This window comes from Pseudomonas sivasensis, from assembly GCF_021391435.1.
Taxonomy (GTDB): domain Bacteria; phylum Pseudomonadota; class Gammaproteobacteria; order Pseudomonadales; family Pseudomonadaceae; genus Aquipseudomonas; species Aquipseudomonas sivasensis.
Map to the genome: position 1 here is coordinate 5,766,763 of NZ_CP090029.1, position 25,447 is coordinate 5,792,209.

The following is a 25,447-nucleotide window of genomic DNA, read 5'->3' on the forward strand; positions in this document are numbered from 1 at the left end:
TCCCTGTTTTGATGGAGAGAGAGTGGGCCGCGCATGTGGGGGATTTATGTGGGCAATGTGGAGACTGTGTGGAGATGCAGTTCTACGCGCACGCCGCCAGGGACGTTACCGATCTGCAATGCGCCGCCGTGAAGCTTCATCACTTCCTCGACAAAGTTGAGGCCCAGCCCCGTGCTTTTGCGTCCGCTGGCCGGGCGTGGCAGGGAATAAAAACGTTCGCTCAGGCGCGGCAACGCGTAGTCGGGAATCGGTGCGGCCTGGTTGAACAGGCTCACCTGCACATCGTTATGGTGCGTCTGTGCAGCGAATGCCAACAGGCCGCCAGGGGGGGTGAAATCCAAGGCGTTCTCCAGCAGATTGCCCAGTGCCTGGCGAAGGAGGAAGGGCTCGCCGAACACCTTCACATCCGCCGCAATCGTCTGCTCCACTTGCAAGCCGGCGCCTTCGATCCGCGCACATTGGGCCTTGAGCACGTCGTCGACCAAGGCTGCCAGCGGGATACTCACCTGCTCTTCCAGGCCTTGGCGTTGTTCCACTTGCGCCAGGTTCAGCAAGCGCTCGATCAACTGCTGCAGGCGTGCGCTTTCACTGTCGATATTGCCGACAAAACGCTGCTGCTGCTCGCGGGTCATATCACCCTGCAACAGCTCTGCCGCGCCACGAATCGCCGCCAATGGGCTTTTCAATTCATGGGTCAGGGTGTGCACGTAATGCTCGACGTAGGCCTTGCCCTCCAGTTGCGTGCGCATGTGCTCCACGGCAGTGGATAACTGCTTCAACTCGCCGCCACGGTAGTGAGGCAACTCGGCGCGCCGGCCTTCGCTGACCGCCTCGGCATAGGCCGTCAGCCGTCGCAGCGCGACGCTCAACCACCACGACAACAGCGCGCCCAACAGCAGGCCCAGGATGACTAATCCGGCGCCGTACCACAGCAGGCGCCGCTCAGTGCGATCCACATAAGGCTGCAATGAACTGTTGGGCTTGGCCACGGTGACCACGCCGATGATCTGGCCGTTGTCGCGGATCGGTGCACCTACGTGCATCACTGATGAAGTGGCGTCATCCGGTTGGCTGCGGGTGGAGCGTGCGCCGTATTCGCCGCGCAGCGTCAGGTAAACATCGTTCCATTTGGAGTAGTCCTGGCCCACCGCTTCGCCTGTGGAGTCGAGCAACACGATGCCTTTGGCGTCGGTGACATAGATCCGGTGGTTGACCTGGTTTTTCGGCAGGCCCCAGATGGTCGCGCCCGGCTGACGGTTCCCGTAGGCCTTGAGCAATTCCTGCCAGTGGCTTTGGCCGAGGGTGCGGTTTTTGACGTCATCGCGCAGGATCTCGGCCAACAGGTTGGCGGTGTCCACCAGGGTTTCCTCGGTGGACTGGCGCACGCCGGGACGGATTTCCTTCATCACCGTGCTGAGCACGAAGTAACCGGTGAGGCCGATAAACAGCGCGTACACCAGGAAAATCCGCAGCCCCAGGCGCATCAGCTGTTGCTCGGGCTGTAGCTGTAGCCCAGGCCGCGATGGGTCTGGATCGGTTCGGCGTCCGCCGCCACGCTACGCAGTTTGCTGCGCAGGCTTTTGATATGGCTGTCGATATTGCGCTCGTAGCCGGCATCCGCCGGTACGCCTACCGCATCCAGCAATTGCTCGCGGCTGAACACCCGCTCGGGTTGCTCCAGCAGGCTCTGCAGCAGGCGGAATTCATGGCGCGTGAGGCTCAGGGGCTGGCCCCGATAGGTGATCTGCATGCGTTCCAGGTCCACCTGGAACACCGCCGGTGCAACGCCAGGGCCGACCCGCTTGAGAATCGCCCTGACCCGCGCCGCCACTTCCCGTGGGCTGAACGGCTTGACCACATAATCATCGGCGCCGATTTCCAGCCCCACTACCCGGTCGATCTCTGCATCGCGCGCGCTGAGGAACATCACCGGCACTTCGGTGAAGCGGCGCAATTGCTTGCAGGTTTCAAAACCGCTGATGTCGGGCAGGCCGATGTCGAGGATGATCAAGTCGGCGGGCGTCTGACGCTGATGGGCCAATGCCTCCTGGCCGAGACTCAGCCAGGTGGTGGTAAAGCCCTCGCCTTGCAGGGCGAATATCAGCGTGTCGGCTATCGCCGCTTCGTCTTCGACAATCAGGATGTGGGGCATGGGTTCAAATCAGCAGTCCGGTTTGTCGGCAGTGTACCGACGAGCCGGGTTTACCGCTGCGCCAAATTCACGCAAGGCCTTGGCGCCGATCAGCAACGGATAATTGAAGCTGCTGCGGTCGGTCAGGTTGACCTCGACGGTCCGCTTGACGTTGCCCAGACACATTTCCAGGTCGATCACCGGGCGCTTGGCGACGCTGGCTTCGTCCTTGTCGTCGTCTTCGTCGGCGCGGCTCTTGATCTTGCTGATGCGCGAGACCTTGTGTTCGTAGACCTTATCGGAGGCGTCCTTGCCGCCGAGACGGAAGCGCACCCAATCATCGCCATCACGGGTGAAGGTGTCGATGTCGCGGGCCGACAGCGAGGCGGTCAGCGCGCCGGTGTCCATCTTGGCCTTGAAGGTTTCGCCGATCTCCGGCAGTTGAATGTATTCGTAGCGGCCGTAAAGGGTCGGTTCGGCTGCCATGACAGGCAGCGCAACGAGGGCAAGCAAGGCAAGGATAGATTTCACGTAGGTGGTTTCCTTGAATTAAGTAGTCGGATTCTAGACCGCAAAAGCGACCGTTAGTTAGTCAGCCCAACATACCCGGAACATTGTGAAACATTCGTCCGACACTTTGCGATTTGGCCTCTAGACTCAGCTTGCTTATCATGATCCGCCCACAAGATCCCAAGAGTTGCTTATGCGCCGCCTGCTCACCGGCTGTTTGGTCACCCTGCTGCTGTTACTCAATACGCTGATCCTGATCGGCCCCTTGCTGGTGTTCGCCCTGCTCAAGCTGGTGGCACCGGGGCGCTACCGTGACTATGCGTCATGGGCGGTGATGTGGATCGCCGAGACCTGGGCCGAGATCGACAAACTGATCTTCGCCCGCTGCATCCCGACGCAATGGGACATTCGCGGCGGCGACGACTTGCGCAGGGACACCTCCTACCTGGTCATCAGCAACCACCAGTCCTGGGTGGATATTCCGGCGCTGATCCAGGCGCTCAACCGGCGTACGCCGTTCTTTAAATTCTTCCTGAAAAAAGAACTGATCTGGGTGCCCTTCCTGGGCCTGGCCTGGTGGGCGCTGGATTACCCGTTCATGAAACGCTACACCAAGGCGTTCCTGGCCAAGCACCCCGAGCTGGCGGGCCAGGATTTGAAGATCACCAAACAAGCCTGTGAGCTGTTCAAGCGCCAGCCGGTGACGGTGGTCAATTACCTGGAAGGCACGCGGTTCAGCGAGGCCAAACGCACACAGCAGGACTCACCCTTCACCCAGTTGCTCAAACCCAAGGCAGGCGGTGTGGCGTTTGTGCTGGCAGCGATGGGGGAACAGCTGGACGCAATCCTCGACGTCACGGTGGTCTATCCGCAGCAGAAGATTCCGGGGTTCTGGGACTTGATCAGCGGCGCGGTGCCGAAGGTGATCATCGACATCCAGACCCGTGAGCTGGACCCGGCGTTGTGGCAGGGAGATTACGAAAACGATCCAGCATTTCGCCAGACCGTCCAGAACTGGGTCAACCAGCTCTGGAAGGAGAAAGACGCGCGCATCGAACAACTGCGCGCGCAGAGCATTTAGCTGCCGGTGCCCCAGGCCTGGGCCAGTTTGCCCAGCACCGAACTGCTGGCGCCCTGGCCGCCCAGGTATTGCAGGATCACCGGAGCAAATTGGGCGATCATGCCGCTGTCCATGCCCAACGCGCTGAACGCGGTGTTGAGGTCGTTGGTGTTCTTCACGTTACCCAGCAAGCCGTCCAGGCCGCTGGTTTTGCTGCCACCGGTCTGGCCGAGCATCCCGCTCAAGGCCCCGAGGCTGCCCAATGCATTGTTGCCCGACAGCTGATCCAGGCCCGGCACACTGTTGCCCAGTTGCGAATAATCGTTGCCGCTCAGTTTGTTCTTGGCCAGGCCCAACATCGCGCCGGTGCCACCAACGGCTTGCTCGGGGGTGATATTGAGTTGCGAGGTCAGCGCGCTCAGCAAACCGGCCGTCTCGGACGACGGTGCGGCGGCAGCGGCTTTGTTGCTACCGCCCTGCATGCCGGAAATGGCATTGGCCGCATCACCAAGGCTGAAGCCCGCGGCGAGTACGGGGCCGGCCGCCAGAGTCATCAGGCAGGAAAGGGCGAAACCGCGTGAAATCTTCATTGAAACAACCTCTGGATATAGGTGCGAAAGCAGGCGTTTGACTGGGCATTCCGGGGGATTGTTCCCACACACGCATCCGAATCGCCCTGCCCTACGTATAGGCTTCATACGCTGCCCGGAGCTGGATGGAATGAATGCCCAAGCTGAACTAACCTCTGCCTACCGTGCGCAGTCCCGTCGCCCTCAAACGAGAGCCTGGAGAAGCCCTATTACGCTCACTGATGCTGACACGTTGCGGCCCCTGCTGGCCCAATGCGCCTTGGGCAATCGCCAAGCGTTTGAAACGCTCTATCGCAGTGTTTCGCCGCGTCTGCACGGGGTCGCCATGGTGTTTATGGGACGCCAGGACCTGGCTGAAGAGGTGCTGCAGGAAGCCTTCGTACGCATCTGGTACAACGCCTCGCGCTACGAAGCCCACCTGGCGGCGCCGATGACCTGGATGATCAACATCACCCGCAACCTGGCCATCGACCAACTGCGTAAACGCCGCGAACAGCCTTTGGCCGACGGTCAACAGGACGCCTTGCTCGACGAAGGCCCCAGCGCCTACGAACGGCTCGACAGCGAACGCGAAGCCCGCGCGCTCAACCGCTGCCTCGACACCCTCGACGGCATGCAGCGTCAATCGATCACTGTGGCTTACTTCCAGGGCCTGTCGTGTTCGGAGTTGGCCGAACACTTGGCCGCGCCGCTGGGCTCGGTCAAATCCTGGATTCGCCGTGGCATGGAGCGCCTGCGCAGGTGCCTTGAATCATGAACTACAAAACCACAGCCCTGCGCCGCGCCCTGGCCGCCGACTACGCCATCGGACTGATGCCCGCCACCGCCCGTCGGCGTTTTGATGCGCTGTTATTGGAAGACGCCGCGCTGCGCGTTGAACTGGGCCATTGGCAGGAAGCGCTTGCCAGCCTGACCGGCGCATTGCCCGAGCGGCCGGTGCCCGAGCATGTGTGGGCGGGCATCAAGTCACGGATCGAGCCGCAGGTGCTGCACATGCCGGCCAAGAAACCGTTGTGGACGAACCTGCGACTGTGGGCGGCGGCGTTCGGGATTGTTATCGCAGTGCTGGTGGGCGTGTTGTACCAGCGCGACCTGGGTGTGGCGTACAACGCCACACTGGTCGCCGCCAACCAACAACCCGCGTTGCAGATCAAGGCCTTTGCCGACCACCTGCAAGTGGAACCCTTGTCACTGGCCGCCGTGACGTCGGCACAGGACCTGGAATTGTGGGCCATCAAGCCCGGAGGCAAACCGATCTCCCTGGGCCTGGTGCCCGCAGTGGGCAAAGGCCGAATCCAACTGAGCGAAGCGCAGCGAGCCTTGCTTACCGCACCGCTGACCTTGGCCGTGAGCCTGGAACCACACGGCGGCTCGCCCACCGGGCAACCCACCGGACCGGTGCTGTATCAGGGCCAATTGGCATCACTTTGACCTGCAAGGGGGCCAGGAACCCATCGCGCAAACCAGAGTCCATGACAGCACTGAAAGCCCTGTCAGGAACAACGTTATGAGCGCGACACGCCCCACAATCATTGAGCCCAAGCCGCCTTTCTGGAGCCGTCCACGCCTGTTTATCGGCGTCTGCGTGGCCGTGATCGCCGGCCTCGGCGGCGCGTTCTACACTCAGGACAACGTCAAGTCCGCCGCCACCCTGATCACCACCACCCAACAGCCGGCGGCGCAGGTCATGGCGCACAAGGATTACCTGGAAGTGCAACCCATCGCAATCACCGCACCCGCGCCGGACCAGAGCCTGGAACTGTGGGCGATACCCGACGGCGGCAAGCCCGTGTCACTTGGACTGATACCGGAGGATGGCGAAGGCATCATCGGCTTGAACCCGAGGCAGCAGGCCTCGATCAGCAAACCGGTGGAATTGATGGTGAGCGCGGAGAGCAAAGGCGGCTCAGTGAGCAAGCAACCGACGGGGCCGACGGTCTATCAGGGGGCTTTGGCAACGCGCTGAGCCCATTGCCGCAGGGTGCTCTGAGCACCCCGTTTTTTATCAAAATTGAATCTAAGCCACTGTCATTTCTCACAGTAGATGCTTGATAAAAACTCCCTCAGCATTCAAGTCCAATGCACAAGGGAGTCTCTCTCATGAACCTCAACCGTGTTGTTTGCCTACTGGCAATGCTCACTGTGAGCGGTCACGTCTTTGCACAAACTTCTTCCTGCCCCAAGCCTGCCGACATCAAGCAATACCGGATGGACAAAGGCGGCTACCACTATGTGGCTGATGGTCCCTTGGATCAGAAATGGGCCGGCGAGAACGAGACCGCTAAAGAACTGCGCATGGCAAGCCTGGAATTCACGGCGGCAAACTACAAGCCCCTAAACGACGAGAGAAACAGCATGCCTGCGGTCATCTGTGATTACTCCGGGGCCGGCGATGACGCCGTGAGACTGGTACTAAAACCTGTGCATCAGTTCTCACATGCGCCCAATACGTTCTGGGAAGCCAACTACTGCAAGGCTAATGACAACTTGAAATGCATGTTCAACCATCAATGAACGTTGCGCTGCGTAGGGCTGATTTGTAGTCATCAGCCCTAACTTAGGTAGTCCGTTTCCGAAGCGCTACCAACTTCCTTGTACACGCCTTACATCCCTTATGGCGCCTTCTTATAGTCCTGCACCTCAGTCTTGGAGGTGTACGCGATGCAGGGACCTTACGCATTTATCAATGAACGGCCGCAGCCTTATCCGTTGCTCAAACTGAGCCTTTCTCTCACCCCAAATACCCAAACCAAGTTCGACATCCTCAACCAACACATTCGCAACACCGTAGTACTGCCTGGACATTTGGTCATTATCGGGGACAGCCGAACAGCTTCCTGTACCGCTGAAGAAGCCCGACTGATGCGATCGGCAGCCAACATCAAGCATGCGCTGTTGGCACACTCCGCCGCGGATCAATTTATGATCAAAAACTACGATCAATTGCAGACCATCATGTCCCATGCGTCTTTGGGCATCGGCAGTGTGAGCGGTGCTTGGAGCAATCACCTGACGCAGATCGAGCAGACGCTCAAGGAAATCGATGAATTGCATAAGCAGTACCTGAGGAACGGTACCGTGAGTGCGAGAAATGAATTTCTGGCTAAGCGTAGGGCGTTGTTTGCGAAGCTGGATACCCAACTCTCCGGGATGGCGCGCTTTGGTACGGGGCTGAAGAATGAAGGTTCAATCAAGAGAATGCTGGGGATCTCCAGCAAGAGCTATTGGCATCACGGGGAGATTCGCGGGTATGAGGACACAGTCGAGCGTATAGCCAAGGCGTCGCAGATATTGAAGAAGGGCACTTACATTGGTCTTGCGCTGGATGTTGGGTCGACAGCATTGGAGATAGCAGAGGCGTGTTCCACCGGGCGTGAGCAAGAATGTACGCGGGCGAAATATGTTGAAGGAGGCAAGTTGGTAGCTGGCGTTGGTGGCTCATACTTGGGAGCAAGACTTGGAGCCTCGATTGGCATCGGCGCCTGCATGTTAGTTTTTGGAATACCCACGGCTGGCGCCGGAGCCTTGGCATGTGCCATCGTCGGCGGTGCCGCAGGCGGCCTAGGGGGAGCCGCGCTGGGAACCGGACTTGCGCAAAGCACAGGCGATTTTATCTATAAGACTGCGAGGGATTAAATGGTCTGGTTCTACCTCGGTATTGGTTCAGTCATCCTGATGCTATTGAGCTTTCCGCTGATCTTTTGTGCCATGTATAAAAAGCTGGATGCTGCAGAAGGCTATGTGCAATACAGCACCTATCTAGTCGTGCAAAAACATATCTTCCGTAATTCACACTTTGAAGGACGCCCCCAGCGCGTATTCGCCATGGCGACGATTATTCTTATTCCAAAAATACTTCAATGGAAACATCTGGTGCTTGTTGAGGACGTTGAAAGAATACCAAGACACCTTAGGTATTGGATGGTGATACCGACACTCACTGCCTGCCTATCCTTTGCCGGCATGTTTATCAGTTGGTTTTTTATATAAGACTTATCTGCGATAAAAAAGGGCGACTCTAAGTCGCCCTTATCTATCAACTACGCCGCACTAAACAACTTATGCGGATCAATCACAAACTTCTTCGGCACGCCCGCATCGAACTCGCCATACCCACGTGGTGCGTCATCCAGGCTGATCACCTGCACACCGACGATTTCGGCAATGTTGATACGGTCCCACATGATCGCCTGCATCAGTTGGCGGTTGTACTTCATTACTGGCGTTTGCCCAGTGTGGAAGCTGTGAGATTTGGCCCAGCCCAGGCCGAAGCGGATGCTCAGGCTGCCCATTTTCGCGGCGGCATCCACAGCACCTGGATCTTCGGTGACGTACAGGCCAGGGATACCAATCTTGCCCGCCACGCGCACCACGCCCATCAGTGAGTTGAGCACCGTGGCCGGAGCTTCGGCCTTGACGCCGTCGTGACCGTGACCGCGTGCTTCAAAGCCTACGCAGTCAACCGCGCAGTCCACTTCGGGCTCGCCGAGGAGCGCGGCGATTTGTTCGTGCAATGGGGTGTCGGTGGAGAGGTCGACGATTTCAAAACCCTGGGCCTTGGCGTGGGCCAGGCGGATGGAGTTGACGTCGCCGATGATCACCACCGCCGCGCCCAACAGGCGTGCAGACGCAGCAGCTGCCAGGCCGACGGGACCGGCGCCGGCGATGTAGACGGTGCTGCCAGGGCCAACGCCAGCAGTCACCGCGCCGTGGTAGCCGGTGGGGAGAATGTCGGAGAGGCAGGTCAGGTCACGGATTTTCTCCATGGCCTTGTCACGGTCGGGCAGTTTCAGCAGGTTGAAGTCGGCGTATGGCACCAGCACGTATTCGGCCTGGCCACCGGTCCAGTCGCCCATATCGACGTAGCCATAAGCACCACCGGCACGGGCCGGGTTGACGGTCAGGCACACGCCGGTGTGCTGTTCTTTGCAGGAGCGGCAGCGGCCGCAGGCGACGTTGAAGGGGACGGAAACCAGGTCGCCGATCTTCAGGTTTTCGACGTCGCTGCCCTTCTCGATCACTTCACCAGTGATCTCGTGACCGAGCACCAGGCCGGTCTGGGCGGTGGTGCGGCCGCGCACCATGTGTTGGTCGGAGCCGCAGATGTTGGTGGAGACCACGCGCAGGATGACGCCGTGTTCAATCTTCCTGCCACGGGGGTCCTGCATTTTGGGATAGTCGATTTTCTGTACTTCGACCTTGCCGTTGCCGAGATACACGACACCACGATTACCAGACATGCTTTCACCTCGCTGTTGTTTTTATGGAACTGCGTTGCCCGTTGGGTGGGCAGCGCGTTGAGTGCTCGGGTACAGATGCTGTTATTGCGTTGTTTGTGAGGGCCTCATCGGGGGCAAGCCCCCTCCCACAGTTGACCGAGTTCTACCTTTGGAATGCGGTCGAATGTGGGAGGGGGCTTGCTCCCGATGGCGGCAGTCAGAGCACCACCGTCCGATTGGCATTCAAGAACACCCGCCGCTCAATGTGATACCCCACCGCCCGAGCCAATGTCAGCCCTTCGATGTCCCGCCCCTTGGCAATCAAATCCTCGGGATAGTGGCTGTGATCCACCACCTCCACGCCTTGGGCGATGATCGGACCTTCGTCCAGATCGTTGTTGATGTAATGCGCCGTAGCGCCGACGAGTTTCACGCCCTTGTTGTACGCCTGGTGATAAGGCTTGGCGCCCTTGAACCCCGGCAGCAACGAGTGGTGGATATTGATGGCCTTGCCGTCCAGCTTGCGGCACAGCTCCGGCGACAGCACTTGCATGTAGCGCGCAAGGATCACCAATTCGGCGCCCGTCTCTTCAATCACCTGCCACACCTGACGCTCCTGGGACGGTTTGTCGTTGGGGTCGAGGGGGAAATGGTAGTAGGGAATTTGATGCCAGTCGGCCAAAGGTTTGAGATCGGGATGGTTGGACACCACTGCGACCACATCCATGGACAGCTGACCGATACGCTGGCGGTACAGCAGGTCGTTAAGGCAGTGATCGGCCTTGGAGACCATGATCACCACTTTTGGCCGGTAGTTCGGCGCCGTCAGCTCGAAGATCATGCCAAAGGCTTCACCGCGCGTGGCCAGGCCATCGCGGAAAGCCTGCTCGTCGAAGCCATCCGGCTGGCGGAATTCGACGCGAATAAAAAACCGACCCGAGAGACGGTCATCGAACGAATGGTGCTCGGTGACGTAGCAGCCCTGTTCGAACAGATAGCGGGTGACCGCGTCCACCGTGCCGAGCACGCTGGGGCAGTCGGCGGTCAAAATCCATGTATCGGGTGCGCGGCTCATACTGGAATCCTCAGGCCCTTGTGGCGAGGGGGCTTGTCCCCCGTTGAGCTGCGAAGCAGCTCCAAAACCCGCCACTCGGTTATTGCAGAAAAAATGCGCTGACCTTATTGGGACCGCTGCGCGCTCCAACGGGGGGCAAGCCCCCTCGCCACAAGAGCGCCCACTCGATCAGGCTTGAACGCTCAGGCCGAATTCGGCCGAGGCGTCCTGCAACCACAACCACCAGTAATCCGAGAAGCTGCGACGAATCACCAGTTCCCAGGTGTCTTCAGCCGTGTGGCGGATCACCAATTGCGACTTGGCGAACACCGTGCCCACTGCCTTGCCCACCGGGAAGTTGTTGGGGTGCACGTCGTAGCTGGTGGATTTCATCAGCACATCACGCACGTTCGGGCCGCTCAGTTCGAGGATCTGCTGACCGCCGCTGACGTTGACGACCTGGATATGCAAATCACCCAGAGCGGCGCGCAGGTTTTGTTCGGCGGCGAATTCCTCACCGCTTGGCACGATCAGCAACCACTCATCCGGGCCGAGCCATTGCAGGCTGGTTTCGCCTTTGACGATGACCTGCAGGGCGCCGGGCAGTTCGATGCCCAGGGCCTTGTGCACGCCGGCGGCGAAGGCTGCGTCATGGCCGTCACCACGAAGGGTCAGGTGGCCGAGGAGTTTCTTTTCACGCACGGTCACGCCGGCGTTCTTGCGGCCCTTACCGACCAGGCTGGCGAGGTCGGCATGGTGCAGCGACGACTCGGCCTTGGCGCCGGAGGTGGGGCGTTGTTGGTAAACATTGGCTGCTGTCATGGAGCACCTTTCCTGAATTCTGTTGTGAGACTGATGGCCTCATCGGGGGCAAGCCCCCTCCCACATTTGAAAGTATTCACACATCAAAATGTGGGAGGGGGCTTGCTCCCGATGGCCGCGCCGCGGTCTGTCAGATGTTCTGCCGATCACCCTTAGGATCAAAGAACACCGAAGACACAATCTCCGCCTCGATCACGCTGCCATCCGCCTGAGGTGAGAACACCCGCTCGCCGATGCGCTTCAAGCCGCCCTTCACCACGCCCATGGCAAACGAATAGCCCAGGGAGTTATGCGCATAACTTGAGGTGACGTGGCCGACCATCTTCATCGGGATCGACTGCTTCGGATCGAACACCAGTTGCGCGCCTTCCGGCAGCCACACAGTCGGGTCGATCGGCTTTAAGCCCACCAGTTGCTTACGCTCTTCGCGCACGCAGTCTTCACGGTTCATCCCACGCCAGCCGATCCACGAGAACGGTTTGGTGCGGCCAACGCACCAGCCCATGTTCAGGTCGTCCGGGGTCATCGAGCCGTCGGTGTCCTGGCCGACGATGATGAAGCCCTTCTCGGCCCGCAGTACGTGCATGGTTTCGGTGCCGTACGGGGTCAGGTTGTATTTCTTGCCGGCCTCGACGATCTGTTCCAGCACGCCCATGGCGTAGTCGGCCTGCACGTTGACTTCGTACGACAGCTCACCGGTAAACGAGATACGGAACACCCGCGCCGGCACACCGCCCACCAGGCCTTCTTTCCAAGTCATGAACGGGAAACCGTCCTTGTCCAGGTCGATGTCGGTGACTTCGGCCAGCAGCTTGCGGCTGTTAGGACCGGACAGGGTCATGGTCGCCCAATGGTCGGTGACCGAGGTGAAGTACACCTTGAGGTCCGGCCATTCGGTCTGTTGGTAGATTTCCAGCCACTGCAGCACACGGGCGGCGCCGCCGGTGGTGGTGGTCATCAGGAAGTGGTTGTCGGCGAGACAGGCGGTGACGCCGTCGTCGAAGACCATGCCGTCTTCCTTGCACATCAGGCCGTAACGCGCCTTGCCCACATCGAGCTTGGTCCAGGCGTTGCTGTAGATGCGGTTGAGGAACTCGCGCGCATCCGGGCCCTGGATGTCGATCTTGCCGAGGGTGGACGCATCCAGCAGGCCGACGCTGTCGCGCACGGCCAGGCATTCGCGTTTCACCGCGGCGTGCAGGTCTTCACCGTTGCGCGGGAAGTACCACGGGCGTTTCCACTGACCGACGTCTTCAAACTCGGCGCCGTTTTTCACGTGCCAGGCTTGCAGCGCGGTGTAGCGCACGGGTTCGAAGATGTGCCCACAGTGCCGGCCCGCTACCGCGCCGAAGGTCACCGGCGTGTAGTTGGGGCGGAACATGGTGGTGCCCATCTGCGGAATGGTCACGTTCAGCGAGCGCGCGGCAATCGCCAGGCCGTTGACGTTGCCGAGCTTGCCCTGGTCGGTGCCGAAGCCCAACGCGGTGTAGCGTTTGACGTGTTCCACCGACTCGAAACCTTCGCGGGTGGCGAGTTCGATGGCGGCGGCGGTGACGTCGTTCTGCAGGTCGACAAATTGCTTCGGCGCCCGTGCGGTTGCTTTCTCGTGAGGCACTTGGAACAACGCCAGGGTTGGCTCTTCCAGACGGCTCAAGGCTTTTGGCAGCGTACCTTCCACCGGGGCAAAACCGACTTCGCTGGCCGCGCGTACGCCGCCTTCAAAACCATCCGCCAGGGAATCGCCAAGGCCGTAGACGCCGTTGATGCCACCGACGCACACACGTTTCTGCGGTGCTTCGCCCGGTACAAAACCGAGGATGTCTTCGCGCCAGGTCGGCTTGCCACCCAGGTGCGAGGCCAAGTGGACCACCGGGCTGTAGCCGCCGGAGCTGGCCACCAGGTCGCAGTCCAGCCACTCGCCGGGGCTGGTGACTTTATGCGCCTTGACGTCGATCGCGGCGATACGCGCAGCGGTCACGCGCTTGGTGCCACGAGCCTCGATCACGGCGCTGCCGGTGAGGATACGAATACCTTTGGCGCGAGCTTCTTCAACCAGCGCGCCGCGTGGGTTGTGGCGCACATCCGCCACCGCGACTACTTGCAGACCGGCATCGAGCCAGTCCAGCGCAACGCGGTAAGCGTGGTCGTTGTTGGTCGACAGCACCAGCTTTTTACCCGGTGCTACGCCATAGCGACGCACGTAGGTGGAAACCGCACCCGCGAGCATATTGCCCGGCACGTCGTTGTTGCCGTACACCAGCGGACGCTCGCAAGCACCGGTCGCCAGCACCACACGCTTGGCACGCACGCGGTGGATGCGCTGGCGCACCACACCAATCGGCGCACGGTCACCCAAGTGATCGGTGAGGCGCTCGTGAATGGTCAGGAAGTTATGGTCGTGGTAACCGTTGACGGTGGCGCGGGGCAGCAGCACCACGTCCGGCAGGGATTTCAGTTCGGCGATGACACTCGCGACCCATTCAGTGGCCGGCTTGCCGTCGAGGCTTTCGCGGGAATCGAGCAGCGAACCGCCGAACTCTTCCTGCTCATCGGCGATGATCACGCGGGCACCGCTGCGCGCAGCAGCCAGTGCAGCAGCGAGGCCGGCGGGGCCTGCGCCGACCACCAGCACGTCGCAGTGACGGTTGAAGTTGTCGTAGGTGTCCGGGTCGTTCTCGGTCGGCGAGCGACCCAGCCCTGCGGCCTTACGGATGTACTTCTCGTAGGTCATCCAGAACGATTGCGGGTACATGAAGGTTTTGTAGTAGAAACCCGGCGGCATCAGCTTGCCGCCGACCTTGCCGAGAATGCCCATCATGTCGTTGTTGACGCTCGGCCAGCCGTTGGTGCTGGTGGCGACCAGGCCTTGGTACAGCGCCTGTTGCGTGGCGCGCACGTTAGGGATTTGCGTGGCTTCGGTGGCGCCGATCTGCAGCACCGCGTTTGGCTCTTCAGCGCCGGCAGCAAAGATGCCCCGTGGACGCGAGTACTTGAAGCTGCGGCCAATGATGTCGACGCCGTTGGCCAGCAATGCAGCGGCCAGGGTATCGCCTTCAAAGCCTTTGTAGCTCTGGCCGTTGAAGCTGAAGGTCAGGACTTTATTCCGGTCGATCCGGCCACCGTTGGACAGGCGATTGATCTGGCTCATACCTTCTCTCCAGAGGCCTTGGCGGTGAATTGCGGCTTCTCACCGATCTTGTAGGTTTCAAGAATTTCGTAGGTCACGGTGTCGCGGGTCGCGTTGAAATATTGGCGGCAACCGGCGGCATGGATCCACAGTTCGTGATGCAGGCCGCGCGGGTTGTCGCGGAAGAACATGTAGTCGCCCCACTGCTCGTCGGTGCAGGCATTAGGGTCCAGCGGGCGCGGGATGTGCGCTTGGCCGGACGCGTGGAATTCCTCTTCGGAGCGCAGTTCGCCACAGTGAGGACAGAAGATATGCAACATAGGAAATTTCTCCTGTTAGTGGGCGACGGCCGCAGCGCCGTGTTCGTCGATCAACGCACCGTTGTGGAAACGGTCGATGGAGAAAGGTGCAGCCAATGGGTGCATTTCACCCTTGGCGAGACTCGCGGCAAACACGTTGCCTGAGCCCGGCGTAGCCTTGAAGCCACCGGTGCCCCAACCGCAGTTGAAGAACATGTTCGGCACTGGGGTCTTGGAGATGATCGGGCAGGCGTCCGGCGTGGTGTCGACGATGCCGCCCCACTGACGGTTCATGCGCACGCGCGACAGCACCGGGAACATCTCGACGATGGCCTGGATGGTGTGTTCGATCACCGGGTATGAGCCGCGCTGGCCGTAGCCGTTGTAGCCGTCGATACCGGCGCCGATCACCAGGTCGCCCTTGTCGGACTGGCTGATGTAACCGTGCACGGCGTTGGACATGATCACGCTGTCGATAATCGGCTTGATCGGCTCCGACACCAACGCTTGCAGCGGGTGGGATTCGATCGGCAGGCGGAAACCCGCGAGCGAAGCCATGTGGCCGGAGTTACCCGCCGTCACCACACCGACGCGCTTGGCGCCGATAAAGCCCTTGTTGGTTTCCACACCGATGCACACGCCGTTTTCCTTGCGGAAACCGATCACTTCGGTCTGCTGGATCAGGTCCACGCCGAGTGCGTCAGCGGCGCGGGCAAAGCCCCAGGCCACGGCATCGTGACGGGCCACGCCGCCGCGACGTTGCACGGTGGCGCCAAGCACCGGGTAGCGGGTGTTCTTGGAGCAATCCAGGTACGGAATCTCGTCGGCCACTTGCTTGGCATTGAGCAGTTCGCCGTCCACGCCGTTGAGGCGGTTGGCGCTCACACGGCGCTCGGAATCACGGATGTCCTGCAGGGTGTGGCACAGGTTGTACACGCCACGCTGGGAGAACATCACGTTGTAGTTCAGGTCCTGGGACAGGCCTTCCCACAGTTTCATCGCGTGCTCGTACAGGTGCGCCGACTCATCCCACAGGTAGTTGGAACGCACGATGGTGGTGTTGCGCGCGGTGTTACCGCCGCCCAACCAACCTTTCTCGACCACGGCCACGTTGGTGATGCCGTGCTCTTTCGCCAAGTAGTAGGCGGTCGCCAGACCATGCCCGCCGCCGCCGACGATAACCACGTCGTAGACCTTTTTCGGGGTCGGCGTGCGCCACATCTTCTGCCAGTTTTCGTGGTGGCTGAGGGAGTGCTTGAAGAGGCCGAAGCCCGAGTAGCGTTGCATAGTCATTACTCCAAAACCGCGCTCAGCGATAAACCGGGAAATCAGCGCACAGGGCAGACACGTGCTTGGCCACGTTGGCCTCGACGTCGGCATCGCCGAGGTTGTCGAGGATGTCGCAGATCCAGCCGGCCAACTCAACACACTGCGCCACTTTGAAACCGCGCGTGGTCACCGCCGGGGTGCCGATGCGAAGGCCCGAGGTCACGAACGGCGACTGCGGGTCATTCGGCACGGCGTTTTTGTTGACGGTGATGTGGGCGCGACCGAGGGCGGCATCCGCCTCTTTGCCGGTGAGGCCCTGACGGATCAGGCTGACCAGGAACAAGTGGTTATCGGTGCCGCCGGACACTACATCGTAGCCGCGTTTGATAAACACGCCGGCCATGGCCTGGGCGTTGTCGATCACCTGCTGCTGGTAGACCTTGAAGCCTGGCTCCTGGGCTTCCTTGAAGCACACGGCCTTGCCGGCGATCACATGCATCAGCGGGCCGCCCTGGGCGCCAGGGAACACGGCGGCGTTGAGTTTCTTTTCAATTTCTTCGTTGGCCTTGGCCAGGATCAAACCGCCACGTGGACCGCGCAGGGTCTTGTGGGTAGTGGTGGTGACCACGTCTGCGTAGGGCAGCGGGTTCGGGTACAGGCCGGCGGCAACCAGGCCGGCGACGTGGGCCATGTCGACGAACAGCAGCGCGCCGACTTTGTCAGCGATGGCGCGAAAACGTGGGAAATCCAGGGTCTTGGAGTAGGCAGAGAAACCGGCCACCACCATTTTCGGCTTGTGCTCGACGGCCAGGCGCTCGACTTCGTCGTAGTCGATCAGGCCGGTGTCGGTGTTGATGCCGTATTGCACCGCGTTGTAGAGCTTGCCCGAGGACGACACTTTGGCGCCGTGGGTCAGGTGACCGCCGTGGGCCAGGCTCATGCCCAGGATGGTGTCGCCGGCATTGATCAACGCCAGGTACACAGCGCTGTTGGCAGACGAACCGGAGTGTGGCTGCACGTTGGCGTAATCGGCGCCGAACAGTTGCTTGGCGCGCTCGATGGCCAGGGCTTCAACCTTGTCCACGTGCTCGCAGCCACCGTAGTAGCGCTTGCCTGGGTAGCCTTCGGCGTATTTGTTGGTGAGGCCGCTGCCTTGAGCTTCCATCACACGCTTGCTGGTGTAGTTCTCCGACGCGATCAGCTCGATATGATCTTCCTGACGCTGCTCTTCGGCATTCATGGCCGCCAGCAGTGCGTCGTCATATCCCTGGATCTGGTCTTGTTTGCTGAACATCGCGTCTCTCCCAGCCTTTCGTATTGTTGAGGCCCGTCGCAGGGCCCTTTGATGCGATGGTAGGGCTGGCGCAGACAGGCCAAATGCCTACGGACGCCACGCAAAGGTGCGTTTACGACATTGCCGGAACAACACAGAACAAATGTGGGAGGGGCTTGCTCCCGATAGCGGTGTGTCAGCCACAGCATGTGCAAGCTGATCCACCGCTATCGGGAGCAAGCCCCCTCCCACAATGGGTCAGGTGATGAACTTGCGAAGGAGTAGCAGCAGCAGGAAATGCGCGGGATAGAGCACATACGCCCAACGACGCATGGCCGGGGGCCCGGCGCTATTGGCATGTCGCAATAAGACCAATCCGGCCAATGGCGCAATCAGGCATGCAGCCAACCCCAACAGCGCCACCGGCGTGCCGCTATTGAGCAGGATCTGCCACTGGTTGGCCGCGACGCAGACCAGGCCCGGCAACACACTGAAATACCAAGGCCGACTAAACACCAGCAGCATCGCCAATGGCAGCAATACACCAAAGAAACCGAACATTAAGTGGGATGAAAATACGGCCGCTATCGTGGCGGCGATCAACGCCAATCCTCGATCAATAAGCGCCTTCTGCTGCCATCCTCGGGCAACCAGCAAGCCCAAGGCCAAGGTCGGCAGCACATTCAACGTATCGGCATCGTCGATAAACATCCGGTACGGCACTTCGCTGATCACACTGAACAGCAGCAGCCAGCCCAGGTAACGCCAATGCCCAGTCACCGGTGCGTTTGCGACGCGGTGCAGGTTCGCCGCAATCGCCAGGCAAAACCACGGGAACGCCAAGCGCCCCGGTACGTAGAGGCCATCGAGGCTCAAGCCGACATAACGCAGGTGGTCGAGCACCATGCTCAGCAGCGCCAGCCACTTGAGCAAATCCAAAGCGCCATCACGGACACGTCCGACAGGTATCGTTTCAGTACCGTGCATAATTCCCCAGTGACTTTGCATTTACAGAGCGTGCGTACGCCCGACAATCTTGGTTAAAGTGCGCACCAACATCGACCACAGGAATGGGCCATGACCGACAAGAGCCAACAATTCGCCAGTGACAACTATTCGGGCATTTGCCCGGAAGCCTGGGCCGCCATGGAACAAGCCAACCAAGGCCATCAACGCGCCTATGGCGATGATGAATGGACCCACCGCGCCGCCGACGGTTTCCGCAACCTGTTCGAAACCGACTGCGAAGTGTTCTTCGCCTTCAACGGCACCGCCGCCAACTCACTGGCGCTGTCCTCCTTGTGCCAGAGCTACCATAGCGTGATTTGCTCGGAAACGGCCCACGTCGAAACCGACGAATGCGGCGCGCCAGAGTTTTTCTCCAACGGCTCCAAGCTGCTCGTAGCCCGCACCGAAAACGGCAAGCTGACCCCGGAATCGATCCGCGAGATCGCGCTCAAACGCCAAGACATCCATTACCCTAAACCGCGCGTAGTCACCCTGACCCAAGCCACTGAAGTCGGCAGCGTGTACACCCCGGAAGAAATCCGCGCCATCAGCGCCACTTGCAAAGAACTGGGCCTGAACCTGCACATGGACGGCGCGCGCTTTTCCAACGCCTGCGCCTTCCTCGGCTGCTCGCCAGCAGACCTGACTTGGAAAGCCGGTGTGGACGTACTGTGCTTTGGCGGCACCAAGAACGGCATGGCCGTGGGGGAAGCGATCCTGTTCTTCAACCACAAGCTGGCCGAAGACTTCGACTACCGCTGCAAACAGGCCGGCCAGCTCGCGTCGAAAATGCGCTTCCTGTCGGCGCCATGGGTGGGGCTGCTGGAAAACGACGCCTGGCTCAAACATGCACGCCACGCCAACCACTGCGCACAACTGCTGAGCAGCCTGGTGGCGGATATTCCGGGCGTGGAATTGATGTTCCCGGTACAGGCCAACGGCGTATTCCTGCAACTCTCGGAACCAGCCATTGCCGCGTTGACCGCCAAGGGCTGGCGCTTCTACACCTTCATCGGTAAAGGCGGCGCGCGATTCATGTGCGCGTGGGATACCGAGCAAGAGCGCGTGCGCGAACTGGCCGCAGACATCCGCGAAGTCATGGGCGCCTGACAATCACTCACTGATGTGCATAAAAATGTGGGAGGGGGCTTGCTCCCGATGGCGGTGGGTCAGCTTGCACATGCAGTGACCGACACTCTGCTATCGGGAGCAAGCCCCCTCCCACATGTGGACTGTGTTGTGCCTGCAGGAAGAGCGCGTGCGCGAACTGGCCGCAGACATCCGCGAAGTCATGGGCGCCTGACAATCACTCACTGATGTGCATAAAAAATGTAGGAGGGGGCTTGCTCCCGATGGCGGTGGGTCAGCTTGCACATGCAGTGACTGACACCCTGCTATCGGGAGCAAGCCCCCTCCCACATCTGGACGGTGTTGTGCCTGGAGGAAGAGCGCGTGCGTGAACTGGCCGCAGACATCCGCGAAGTCATGGGCGCCTGACAATCACTCACTGATGTACATAAAAATGTGGGAGGGGGCTTGCTCCCGATGGCGGTGGGTCAGCTTGCACATGCAGTGGCTGACACTCTGCTATCGGGAGCAAGCCCCCTCCCACATTTGGACCGTGTTGTGCCTGTAGGAAGAGCGCGTGTGAACTGGCCGCAGACATCCGCGAAGTCATGGGCGGCCTGACAATGACTCACTGATGTGCATAAAAAATGTGGGAGGGGGCTTGCTCCCGATGGCGGTGGGTCAGCTTGCACATGCAGTGACTGACACTCTGCTATCGGGAGCAAGCCCCCTCCCACATGTGGACTGTGTTGTGCCTGCAGGAAGAGCGTTCGCGAACTGGCCGCAGACATCCGCGAAGTCATGGGCGCCTGACAATGACTCACTGATGTACATAAAAAATGTGGGAGGGGGCTTGCTCCCGATGGCGGTGGGTCAGCTTGCACATTCAGTGACTGACACTCTGCTATCGGGAGCAAGCCCCTTCCCACATCTGGACGGTGTTGTGCCTGGAGGAAGAGCGTGCGCGAACTGGCCGCAGACATCCGCGAAGTCATGGGCGCCTGACAATGACTCACTGATGTACATAAAAAAATGTGGGAGGGGGCTTGCTCCCGATGGCGGTGGGTCAGCTTGCACATGCAGTGGCTGGCACTCTGCTATCGGGAGCAAGCCCCCTCCCACATTTGGACTGTGTTGTGCCTGCTTGAGCAATCAGAACTCGATACGCACATCCCCCTTCGGCACGCTGCAGCACGACAGGATGTAACCGTCGGCTTCGTCTTCCTCGGTGATCCCGCCGTTGTGGTCCATCTCGACCTCCCCGCCCAGCTTCATCACCTTGCACGTTCCGCAAATGCCCATGCCGCAAGCTTTCGGGATCAACAGCCCAAGCTTGGCCGCCGCTGCGTGCACGGTTTCGCCCGGCGCCACGCGGATGCTCTTGCCTGACGAAATGAATTCCACCTGATGCAGATCTGCCAAATCGATTTCCGGCGCGTCGGCCGCTTGTTCGGCTTGTTCCACCGCATCGGCACGAGCTTCCGGCGGCGTCGCACCGAAGGATTCCTCGTGATAGCGCGCCATGTCGAACCCGGCCACTTCCAGCAGGCGCTTGACCGCGTTCATGTACGGCGTCGGGCCGCAGCAGAACACTTCGCGCTCCAGGAAGTCGGGCACCATCAGTTCGAGCATCTTGTGGTTCAGGTAGCCCCGATAACCGGCCCAAGGTTCGCCCAGACCGTGCTTCTCACAGATCAGGTGCAGGCTGAAGTTATCGATCCGCGACGCCATGTGCTCCAGCTCGCGGTGGTAAATGATGTCTTTGGGCGAGCGGGCGCTGTGGATAAAGGTCATGTCGACATTGGCGTTGGTGTCGTAGAACCAACGCGCCATGGACATCACGGGAGTAATCCCCACACCGCCGCTGAGGTACAAGACTTTGGGGCTTGGGAAGTCGATGGCGTTGAACAACCCCACCGGTCCGTGTACCGCCAGTTCCTGACCTTCGTGCAGCGTGTCGTGCAGCCAGTTGGACACCTTGCCGCCCGGCACACGCTTGATGGTCACCGAGAAGCTGTAAGGCACCGAGGGCGAGCTCGAAATCGTGTACGAGCGCATGATCGGCTGGCCTTCGATTTCCAGCTCCAGGGTGACAAATTGCCCCGGCTTGAAAAAGAACAGGATCGGCTGGTCGGCCATGAAGCAAAAGGTGCGCACGTCCCAGGTTTCCTGGATGACTTTGACGCAACGGACGATGTGCCGACCATTGGCCCAGGTCTGGGTAGTTACTGGATTCAGGAAACTGTTGGACATGCTGATTCTCCACTGCCGATATTCGGCTTTATGGTGGCGATTCTGCGTAACGCGAGAACCACCCATTTACCTATCTGCGACATTCACATACTTATCGCGACCAGCCCCCAACGACAGGGGGTTGCGCGTCGGGATCAGATTGGGCCATGTCGCCCATGGATAAGGATCGTCGCAACGCCGGCCCCACACTCGCACCCAACAACTACGCTTTCTTTACGCCTTGCATAGCATCAACCGTAGCCACTATTCGCCGGCCACACAGAATGGCCATGAGGACACACACGATGGACGTCACCGCAACCTTAAGCTTGGGCGATCCGCTGGAACCCGCACGCAAGGCCACCGCGCAAATGCTGCAAGAGCGCGAGCGCACGTTTTCGCTGCCGCAGCCGTTCTACTCTGATGACCGGCTGTTTGATATCGACATGCAGGAGATTTTCCAGAAAGAGTGGTTGATCGCTGGCATGACCTGCGAAATTCCCGCCAAGGGCAACTACCTGACCCTGCAAATCGGCAAGAACCCGATCATCGTGATTCGTGGCGCCGAAGGCGTGGTGCATGCGTTCCACAACGTCTGCCGCCATCGTGGTTCGCGCCTGTGCACCAGTGACAAGGGCAAGGTCGCCAAACTCGTGTGTCACTACCACCAGTGGACTTACGAGCTGGACGGCCGCCTGCTGTTTGCCGGTACCGAAATGGGCGCCGACTTCGACATGAAGCAGTACGGTTTGAAGCCGGTGAACGTGAAGACCGCCGGTGGCTACATCTTCATCAGCCTGGCCGAGAACCCGCCGGCCATTGATGACTTCCTGTCGACCCTGAACCACTACATGGAACCGTACGACATGGAGAACACCAAGGTGGCGGTGCAAACCACCTTGATGGAAAAAGCCAACTGGAAGCTGGTGCTGGAAAACAACCGCGAGTGCTACCACTGCAACGCCTCGCACCCGGAACTGCTCAAGACCCTGCTGGAATGGGACGATGTCACCGACCCGCGTGCCGACCAGGCGTTCAAGGACCACGTGGCCGCCTCCGCAGCCGCTTGGGACGCGGAAAAAATTCCTTACGCCCACGCCAGCTTCGGCCTGCGCAACCGCATCGTGCGCATGCCGCTGCTCAAGGGCACTGTGTCGATGACGCTGGACGGCAAGCAAGGCTGCGCCAAGCTGATGGGCCGCATCAAAAACCCCGATCTGGGCTCGATGCGCATCCTGCACCTGCCGCATTCCTGGAACCACTGCATGGGCGATCACATCATCGTGTTCACCGTGTGGCCAATCAGCGCCCAGGAAACCATGGTCACCACCAAGTGGATCGTGCACAAGGACGCCGTCGAAGGCGTGGACTACGACGTGGAGCGCATGCGCCAAGTGTGGGACGCCACCAACGACCAGGACCGTCGCTTGGCCGAAGAGAACCAGCGCGGGATCAACTCCACCGCTTACCAGCCAGGGCCGTACTCCAAAACCTATGAGTTCGGCGTGGTGAACTTTGTGGACTGGTACAGCGAGCGCCTGCTGAGCAATCTGGGCGCTGCACCGGCGCCTTACCTCAAAGGCGTGGCTGCACACGAATAACCGATACCCGCAGCTCAACAAGGTGGGAGGGGGACAAGCCCCCTCCCGCACTTGAACCTCACACTGCTCAATATTTGATCAAATCTCTCGCAGGCCTCTGCCAGCGCGCCCTCCAGCCTTTACCCAACAACTTATCCACAAAGCCACCCACAGTAATTGTGGGCAACTGGCTTACTTGTCCAAAATTAACTGAAGAAAATCCGTGACTTATTCAACTCCACGGGTTTCGCCCTACTTTGATCAATTTATGATCAATAGCCTGCAAGCCACGTAATACAAAGCCCACAGCGGTACGCAAACACCTTATCCACAGATCCGCCAACAGACTTTGGGGGCAACTCTGGCGACGCTGTGGAAAACCGCCTCAAACCTTCATAAACCGGGGCATCTACCGGTTTAGCGGAACAAAAAGGCCGAATTGATCAAAATACAACCAACTCACTGAGAGCCACTGTTTATATGGCCTGTAGCTGATAGCGAACATCTTATCCACAGAACCGCCAACAGAGTTTGGGGGCAAGTCGAGAATGGGCAGCGTCCTTATCCACATCAAAACGCCTGTAAAAACCGCCACTTAGCCTGGTTGTTTTTCGTACAGCGCGCTGCAGGCCTTGATTTACATGCTCTGTGGACAACCACAAACACCTTATCCACAGGCACGTGCACAGTGATTGTGGGTAACCACCGCTTATCGGCCAACTGTACAAAAAATACTCAGATTCAAAGTTCATCTACACTCACTTTTGCAGTTATATCCATTGGCCTGGGTTAATGCAGAAGTCCTTGGCGCGATAGAGGGAGATAGATCAGTGATAGGGCGGGGTCATTCCAGCCATCACTGCGCCAAAGGTTTTACGCTGATTGAATTACTACTGACGCTGGCCCTCCTGGCCACGCTTTCGACAGTGGCTTATCCGCTGACGGCGTTGATGGGTAAACGCGACAGGGAACTTGACCTGCAACGCTCGTTGCGGGAAATACGCCGTGGGATCGACGCCTACAAAGAGGCCAGCGACGACGGACGTATTGAAAAAAGTATCAGCGACAGCGGTTATCCACCCTCCCTCCAAGCATTAGTCGAGGGGGTCACGGACAAGACCGATCTCAAAGGCAAAAAACTCTTCTTCCTGCGCCGCATCCCCCGCGACCCCGTCTGCGAGTGTCCGGAACTGTTGCCCGCGCAAACCTGGCAACTGCGCAGTTACAAGAGCACCGCTGATAACCCACAAGAGGGGGAAGATGTATTCGACGTTTCGTCCCGCAGCACTCGGGAGAGTTTGAATGGAACGTCATACAGCCAGTGGTAATCGGGGTTTTACCCTGATCGAGTTGCTGGTGGTGATGGCTATCATCGCCACCCTCATGACCCTCGTGACGCCCCAGTATTTTCGCCAGCACGCCAAGGCCCAGGAAACCGTGCTGCGCCATAACCTGTCTTCCATCCGCCAGGCCCTGGACCAATACCGTGAAGACCACGGCAACAATCCCGAGTCCCTGCAAGCCCTGGTCGACCGGCGCTATTTGCGCGAAATCCCCATGGACCCGCTCACCGGCAAACGCGACACCTGGCAACTGCAACCCTCCGACGAACAAGGCCTGGGCGACGTGCGCAGCGGTGCGCCCGGCAGCGCCCACGACGGGAGCGCCTATGCAGACTGGTAAACACAGCCAGGACGGCTCGGTGTTCATGGGCATGTTGGTGACAGTGGCCGTGGTGGCCGTGATGTTGATGGAAACAGGCACGCTGTGGTCCAGCGTGTTGCAGCGCGAGCGTGAGTTGGAACTGCTGGCGCGAGGCAATGAAATTCGGCGGGCGATCGGCCTGTACTACGCCGCCGGTAATACGTTCCCCAAGTCCCTCGAAGATTTGGTGCTGGACCGCCGCCAACCGACCATCAAGCGCTACCTGCGCCGGGTCTATGACGACCCGCTGACCGGCACCGCCGATTGGGGCGTGGTCCCGGGGCCGGGTGAAACGATCATGGGCGTGTTCAGCAACGCCAGCGGCACGCCGTTCAAGCAAAGCAACTTTGCGGTGATCAATCAGAGTTTTACAGGGCAAGGCAGTTATCAAGGGTGGGTGTTTCTGTACGGCCCTGGACAGAGTAACCCTCCAATCCCCAGCACTCCCCGTGGAGACCAGCCCAACCAATGATGCCCTTGCACACACACTGATCGTTCCAG

25 protein-coding genes are annotated in these 25,447 nt (G+C 59.8%); 12 read left to right on the forward strand and 13 right to left on the reverse strand.

Annotated features, from left to right (window positions below):
* Nucleotides 1-44: 44 nt before the first annotated feature.
* Genes creC through rloA2 form a run of 3 tightly spaced genes read right to left on the reverse strand, consistent with a single transcriptional unit; the run spans nucleotide 45 to nucleotide 2,662 of the window.
* Complete coding sequence (creC, locus tag LRO94_RS26245; RefSeq protein ID WP_032883957.1) at nucleotides 45-1,484, reverse strand: two-component system sensor histidine kinase CreC; 1,440 nt, start codon at nucleotides 1,482-1,484, stop codon at nucleotides 45-47.
* Nucleotides 1,484-2,152, reverse strand: a complete 669-nt coding sequence (creB, locus tag LRO94_RS26250; RefSeq protein WP_032883959.1) for a two-component system response regulator CreB — start codon at nucleotides 2,150-2,152, stop codon at nucleotides 1,484-1,486. The genes creC and creB overlap by 1 nt, the downstream gene beginning before the upstream one ends.
* Before the next feature lie 9 nt (nucleotides 2,153-2,161).
* A complete protein-coding gene (gene rloA2 / locus LRO94_RS26255; protein WP_032883961.1) occupies nucleotides 2,162-2,662 on the reverse strand; it encodes a retropepsin-like aspartic peptidase RloA2 in 501 nt (166 codons plus the stop codon).
* 172 nt (nucleotides 2,663-2,834) lie between these two features.
* Between rloA2 and LRO94_RS26260 the strand changes: the two genes are divergently transcribed.
* Complete coding sequence (locus LRO94_RS26260) at nucleotides 2,835-3,722, forward strand: acyltransferase (protein WP_122754276.1); 888 nt, start codon at nucleotides 2,835-2,837, stop codon at nucleotides 3,720-3,722.
* Here LRO94_RS26260 and LRO94_RS26265 read toward each other — a convergent pair.
* Nucleotides 3,719-4,291, reverse strand: a complete 573-nt coding sequence (locus LRO94_RS26265; protein ID WP_095185072.1) for a DUF2780 domain-containing protein — start codon at nucleotides 4,289-4,291, stop codon at nucleotides 3,719-3,721. The genes LRO94_RS26260 and LRO94_RS26265 overlap by 4 nt on opposite strands.
* A gap of 130 nt (nucleotides 4,292-4,421) precedes the next feature.
* Between LRO94_RS26265 and LRO94_RS26270 the strand changes: the two genes are divergently transcribed.
* The 6 genes from LRO94_RS26270 to LRO94_RS26295 all read left to right on the forward strand — a co-directional run bounded on the left by LRO94_RS26270 (nucleotide 4,422) and on the right by LRO94_RS26295 (nucleotide 8,281).
* The gene (locus tag LRO94_RS26270; protein WP_122754275.1) at nucleotides 4,422-5,048 is read left to right on the forward strand and encodes a sigma-70 family RNA polymerase sigma factor; all 627 of its coding nucleotides are present in this window, start codon (nucleotides 4,422-4,424) and stop codon (nucleotides 5,046-5,048) included.
* The gene (locus tag LRO94_RS26275) at nucleotides 5,045-5,722 is read left to right on the forward strand and encodes an anti-sigma factor (RefSeq protein WP_095185074.1); all 678 of its coding nucleotides are present in this window, start codon (nucleotides 5,045-5,047) and stop codon (nucleotides 5,720-5,722) included. Before LRO94_RS26270 ends, LRO94_RS26275 begins: the two co-directional genes overlap by 4 nt.
* A gap of 76 nt (nucleotides 5,723-5,798) precedes the next feature.
* On the forward strand, nucleotides 5,799-6,257 hold the full coding sequence (locus tag LRO94_RS26280) for an anti-sigma factor (protein ID WP_032883966.1): 459 nt from the start codon (nucleotides 5,799-5,801) through the stop codon (nucleotides 6,255-6,257).
* Between the two features lie 134 nt (nucleotides 6,258-6,391).
* Nucleotides 6,392-6,805, forward strand: coding sequence for a DUF3757 domain-containing protein (locus LRO94_RS26285; protein WP_179179805.1), 414 nt, complete (start codon nucleotides 6,392-6,394; stop codon nucleotides 6,803-6,805).
* A gap of 147 nt (nucleotides 6,806-6,952) precedes the next feature.
* On the forward strand, nucleotides 6,953-7,927 hold the full coding sequence (locus tag LRO94_RS26290) for a hypothetical protein (protein WP_032883969.1): 975 nt from the start codon (nucleotides 6,953-6,955) through the stop codon (nucleotides 7,925-7,927).
* Nucleotides 7,928-8,281 carry a hypothetical protein gene (locus LRO94_RS26295; protein ID WP_122756312.1) on the forward strand — a complete coding sequence of 118 codons (354 nt, stop codon included), beginning with the start codon at nucleotides 7,928-7,930 and terminating at the stop codon, nucleotides 8,279-8,281.
* A 50-nt stretch (nucleotides 8,282-8,331) separates the two neighbouring features.
* Here LRO94_RS26295 and fdhA read toward each other — a convergent pair whose 3' ends face one another.
* From fdhA to LRO94_RS26335, 8 genes are all read right to left on the reverse strand, one after another.
* Nucleotides 8,332-9,531 (reverse strand): formaldehyde dehydrogenase, glutathione-independent, encoded by a 1,200-nt coding sequence (fdhA, locus tag LRO94_RS26300; RefSeq protein ID WP_005792122.1) that lies wholly within the window; start codon nucleotides 9,529-9,531, stop codon nucleotides 8,332-8,334.
* Between the two features lie 196 nt (nucleotides 9,532-9,727).
* The gene (purU, locus tag LRO94_RS26305; protein WP_032883972.1) at nucleotides 9,728-10,585 is read right to left on the reverse strand and encodes a formyltetrahydrofolate deformylase; all 858 of its coding nucleotides are present in this window, start codon (nucleotides 10,583-10,585) and stop codon (nucleotides 9,728-9,730) included.
* A 168-nt stretch (nucleotides 10,586-10,753) separates the two neighbouring features.
* The gene (locus LRO94_RS26310) at nucleotides 10,754-11,386 is read right to left on the reverse strand and encodes a sarcosine oxidase subunit gamma (RefSeq protein ID WP_032883974.1); all 633 of its coding nucleotides are present in this window, start codon (nucleotides 11,384-11,386) and stop codon (nucleotides 10,754-10,756) included.
* A 130-nt stretch (nucleotides 11,387-11,516) separates the two neighbouring features.
* On the reverse strand, nucleotides 11,517-14,534 hold the full coding sequence (locus tag LRO94_RS26315; protein WP_179179804.1) for a sarcosine oxidase subunit alpha: 3,018 nt from the start codon (nucleotides 14,532-14,534) through the stop codon (nucleotides 11,517-11,519).
* Nucleotides 14,531-14,833 (reverse strand): sarcosine oxidase subunit delta, encoded by a 303-nt coding sequence (locus tag LRO94_RS26320; protein WP_003194855.1) that lies wholly within the window; start codon nucleotides 14,831-14,833, stop codon nucleotides 14,531-14,533. The genes LRO94_RS26315 and LRO94_RS26320 overlap by 4 nt, the downstream gene beginning before the upstream one ends.
* A 15-nt stretch (nucleotides 14,834-14,848) precedes the next feature.
* Nucleotides 14,849-16,099 (reverse strand): sarcosine oxidase subunit beta, encoded by a 1,251-nt coding sequence (locus tag LRO94_RS26325; protein WP_010207084.1) that lies wholly within the window; start codon nucleotides 16,097-16,099, stop codon nucleotides 14,849-14,851.
* A gap of 22 nt (nucleotides 16,100-16,121) precedes the next feature.
* Nucleotides 16,122-17,375 (reverse strand): serine hydroxymethyltransferase, encoded by a 1,254-nt coding sequence (gene glyA / locus LRO94_RS26330; RefSeq protein WP_032883977.1) that lies wholly within the window; start codon nucleotides 17,373-17,375, stop codon nucleotides 16,122-16,124.
* Nucleotides 17,376-17,612: 237 nt separating this feature from the next.
* The gene (locus LRO94_RS26335; protein ID WP_032883979.1) at nucleotides 17,613-18,341 is read right to left on the reverse strand and encodes a TraX family protein; all 729 of its coding nucleotides are present in this window, start codon (nucleotides 18,339-18,341) and stop codon (nucleotides 17,613-17,615) included.
* Nucleotides 18,342-18,431: 90 nt separating this feature from the next.
* On the opposite strand from LRO94_RS26335, the gene LRO94_RS26340 reads away from it, so the two are divergent.
* Nucleotides 18,432-19,472 (forward strand): threonine aldolase family protein, encoded by a 1,041-nt coding sequence (locus tag LRO94_RS26340; RefSeq protein ID WP_179179803.1) that lies wholly within the window; start codon nucleotides 18,432-18,434, stop codon nucleotides 19,470-19,472.
* 1,110 nt (nucleotides 19,473-20,582) lie between these two features.
* Here the strand turns inward: LRO94_RS26340 and gbcB are convergent.
* A complete protein-coding gene (gene gbcB, locus LRO94_RS26345; RefSeq protein WP_032883983.1) occupies nucleotides 20,583-21,683 on the reverse strand; it encodes a glycine-betaine demethylase subunit GbcB in 1,101 nt (366 codons plus the stop codon).
* Nucleotides 21,684-21,967: 284 nt separating this feature from the next.
* On the opposite strand from gbcB, the gene gbcA reads away from it, so the two are divergent.
* From gbcA to LRO94_RS26365, 4 genes are all read left to right on the forward strand, one after another.
* On the forward strand, nucleotides 21,968-23,263 hold the full coding sequence (gbcA, locus tag LRO94_RS26350) for a glycine-betaine demethylase subunit GbcA (protein WP_032883986.1): 1,296 nt from the start codon (nucleotides 21,968-21,970) through the stop codon (nucleotides 23,261-23,263).
* An 812-nt stretch (nucleotides 23,264-24,075) separates the two neighbouring features.
* Nucleotides 24,076-24,570, forward strand: a complete 495-nt coding sequence (locus LRO94_RS26355) for a prepilin-type N-terminal cleavage/methylation domain-containing protein (RefSeq protein WP_032884512.1) — start codon at nucleotides 24,076-24,078, stop codon at nucleotides 24,568-24,570.
* The gene (locus LRO94_RS26360; protein ID WP_032883989.1) at nucleotides 24,545-24,925 is read left to right on the forward strand and encodes a type II secretion system protein; all 381 of its coding nucleotides are present in this window, start codon (nucleotides 24,545-24,547) and stop codon (nucleotides 24,923-24,925) included. The genes LRO94_RS26355 and LRO94_RS26360 overlap by 26 nt, the downstream gene beginning before the upstream one ends.
* Nucleotides 24,912-25,418, forward strand: coding sequence for a type II secretion system protein (locus LRO94_RS26365; RefSeq protein ID WP_177326407.1), 507 nt, complete (start codon nucleotides 24,912-24,914; stop codon nucleotides 25,416-25,418). Before LRO94_RS26360 ends, LRO94_RS26365 begins: the two co-directional genes overlap by 14 nt.
* The last annotated feature ends 29 nt before the right edge of the window (nucleotides 25,419-25,447 follow it).

Coding starts and splice junctions, on each gene's coding strand:
- LRO94_RS26310 (WP_032883974.1), bottom strand. CDS start 11,386: ATGACAGCAGCCAATGTTTACCAACAACGCCCCACCTCCGGCGCCAAG.
- LRO94_RS26290 (WP_032883969.1), top strand. CDS start 6,953: ATGCAGGGACCTTACGCATTTATCAATGAACGGCCGCAGCCTTATCCG.
- glyA (WP_032883977.1), bottom strand. CDS start 17,375: ATGTTCAGCAAACAAGACCAGATCCAGGGATATGACGACGCACTGCTG.
- LRO94_RS26340 (WP_179179803.1), top strand. CDS start 18,432: ATGACCGACAAGAGCCAACAATTCGCCAGTGACAACTATTCGGGCATT.
- LRO94_RS26320 (WP_003194855.1), bottom strand. CDS start 14,833: ATGTTGCATATCTTCTGTCCTCACTGTGGCGAACTGCGCTCCGAAGAG.
- gbcB (WP_032883983.1), bottom strand. CDS start 21,683: ATGTCCAACAGTTTCCTGAATCCAGTAACTACCCAGACCTGGGCCAAT.
- LRO94_RS26335 (WP_032883979.1), bottom strand. CDS start 18,341: ATGCACGGTACTGAAACGATACCTGTCGGACGTGTCCGTGATGGCGCT.
- LRO94_RS26280 (WP_032883966.1), top strand. CDS start 5,799: ATGAGCGCGACACGCCCCACAATCATTGAGCCCAAGCCGCCTTTCTGG.
- gbcA (WP_032883986.1), top strand. CDS start 21,968: ATGGACGTCACCGCAACCTTAAGCTTGGGCGATCCGCTGGAACCCGCA.
- LRO94_RS26270 (WP_122754275.1), top strand. CDS start 4,422: ATGAATGCCCAAGCTGAACTAACCTCTGCCTACCGTGCGCAGTCCCGT.
- LRO94_RS26325 (WP_010207084.1), bottom strand. CDS start 16,099: ATGCAACGCTACTCGGGCTTCGGCCTCTTCAAGCACTCCCTCAGCCAC.
- LRO94_RS26285 (WP_179179805.1), top strand. CDS start 6,392: ATGAACCTCAACCGTGTTGTTTGCCTACTGGCAATGCTCACTGTGAGC.
- fdhA (WP_005792122.1), bottom strand. CDS start 9,531: ATGTCTGGTAATCGTGGTGTCGTGTATCTCGGCAACGGCAAGGTCGAA.
- LRO94_RS26295 (WP_122756312.1), top strand. CDS start 7,928: ATGGTCTGGTTCTACCTCGGTATTGGTTCAGTCATCCTGATGCTATTG.
- LRO94_RS26360 (WP_032883989.1), top strand. CDS start 24,545: ATGGAACGTCATACAGCCAGTGGTAATCGGGGTTTTACCCTGATCGAG.
- creC (WP_032883957.1), bottom strand. CDS start 1,484: ATGCGCCTGGGGCTGCGGATTTTCCTGGTGTACGCGCTGTTTATCGGC.
- creB (WP_032883959.1), bottom strand. CDS start 2,152: ATGCCCCACATCCTGATTGTCGAAGACGAAGCGGCGATAGCCGACACG.
- purU (WP_032883972.1), bottom strand. CDS start 10,585: ATGAGCCGCGCACCCGATACATGGATTTTGACCGCCGACTGCCCCAGC.
- LRO94_RS26365 (WP_177326407.1), top strand. CDS start 24,912: ATGCAGACTGGTAAACACAGCCAGGACGGCTCGGTGTTCATGGGCATG.
- LRO94_RS26315 (WP_179179804.1), bottom strand. CDS start 14,534: ATGAGCCAGATCAATCGCCTGTCCAACGGTGGCCGGATCGACCGGAAT.
- LRO94_RS26260 (WP_122754276.1), top strand. CDS start 2,835: ATGCGCCGCCTGCTCACCGGCTGTTTGGTCACCCTGCTGCTGTTACTC.
- LRO94_RS26275 (WP_095185074.1), top strand. CDS start 5,045: ATGAACTACAAAACCACAGCCCTGCGCCGCGCCCTGGCCGCCGACTAC.
- LRO94_RS26265 (WP_095185072.1), bottom strand. CDS start 4,291: ATGAAGATTTCACGCGGTTTCGCCCTTTCCTGCCTGATGACTCTGGCG.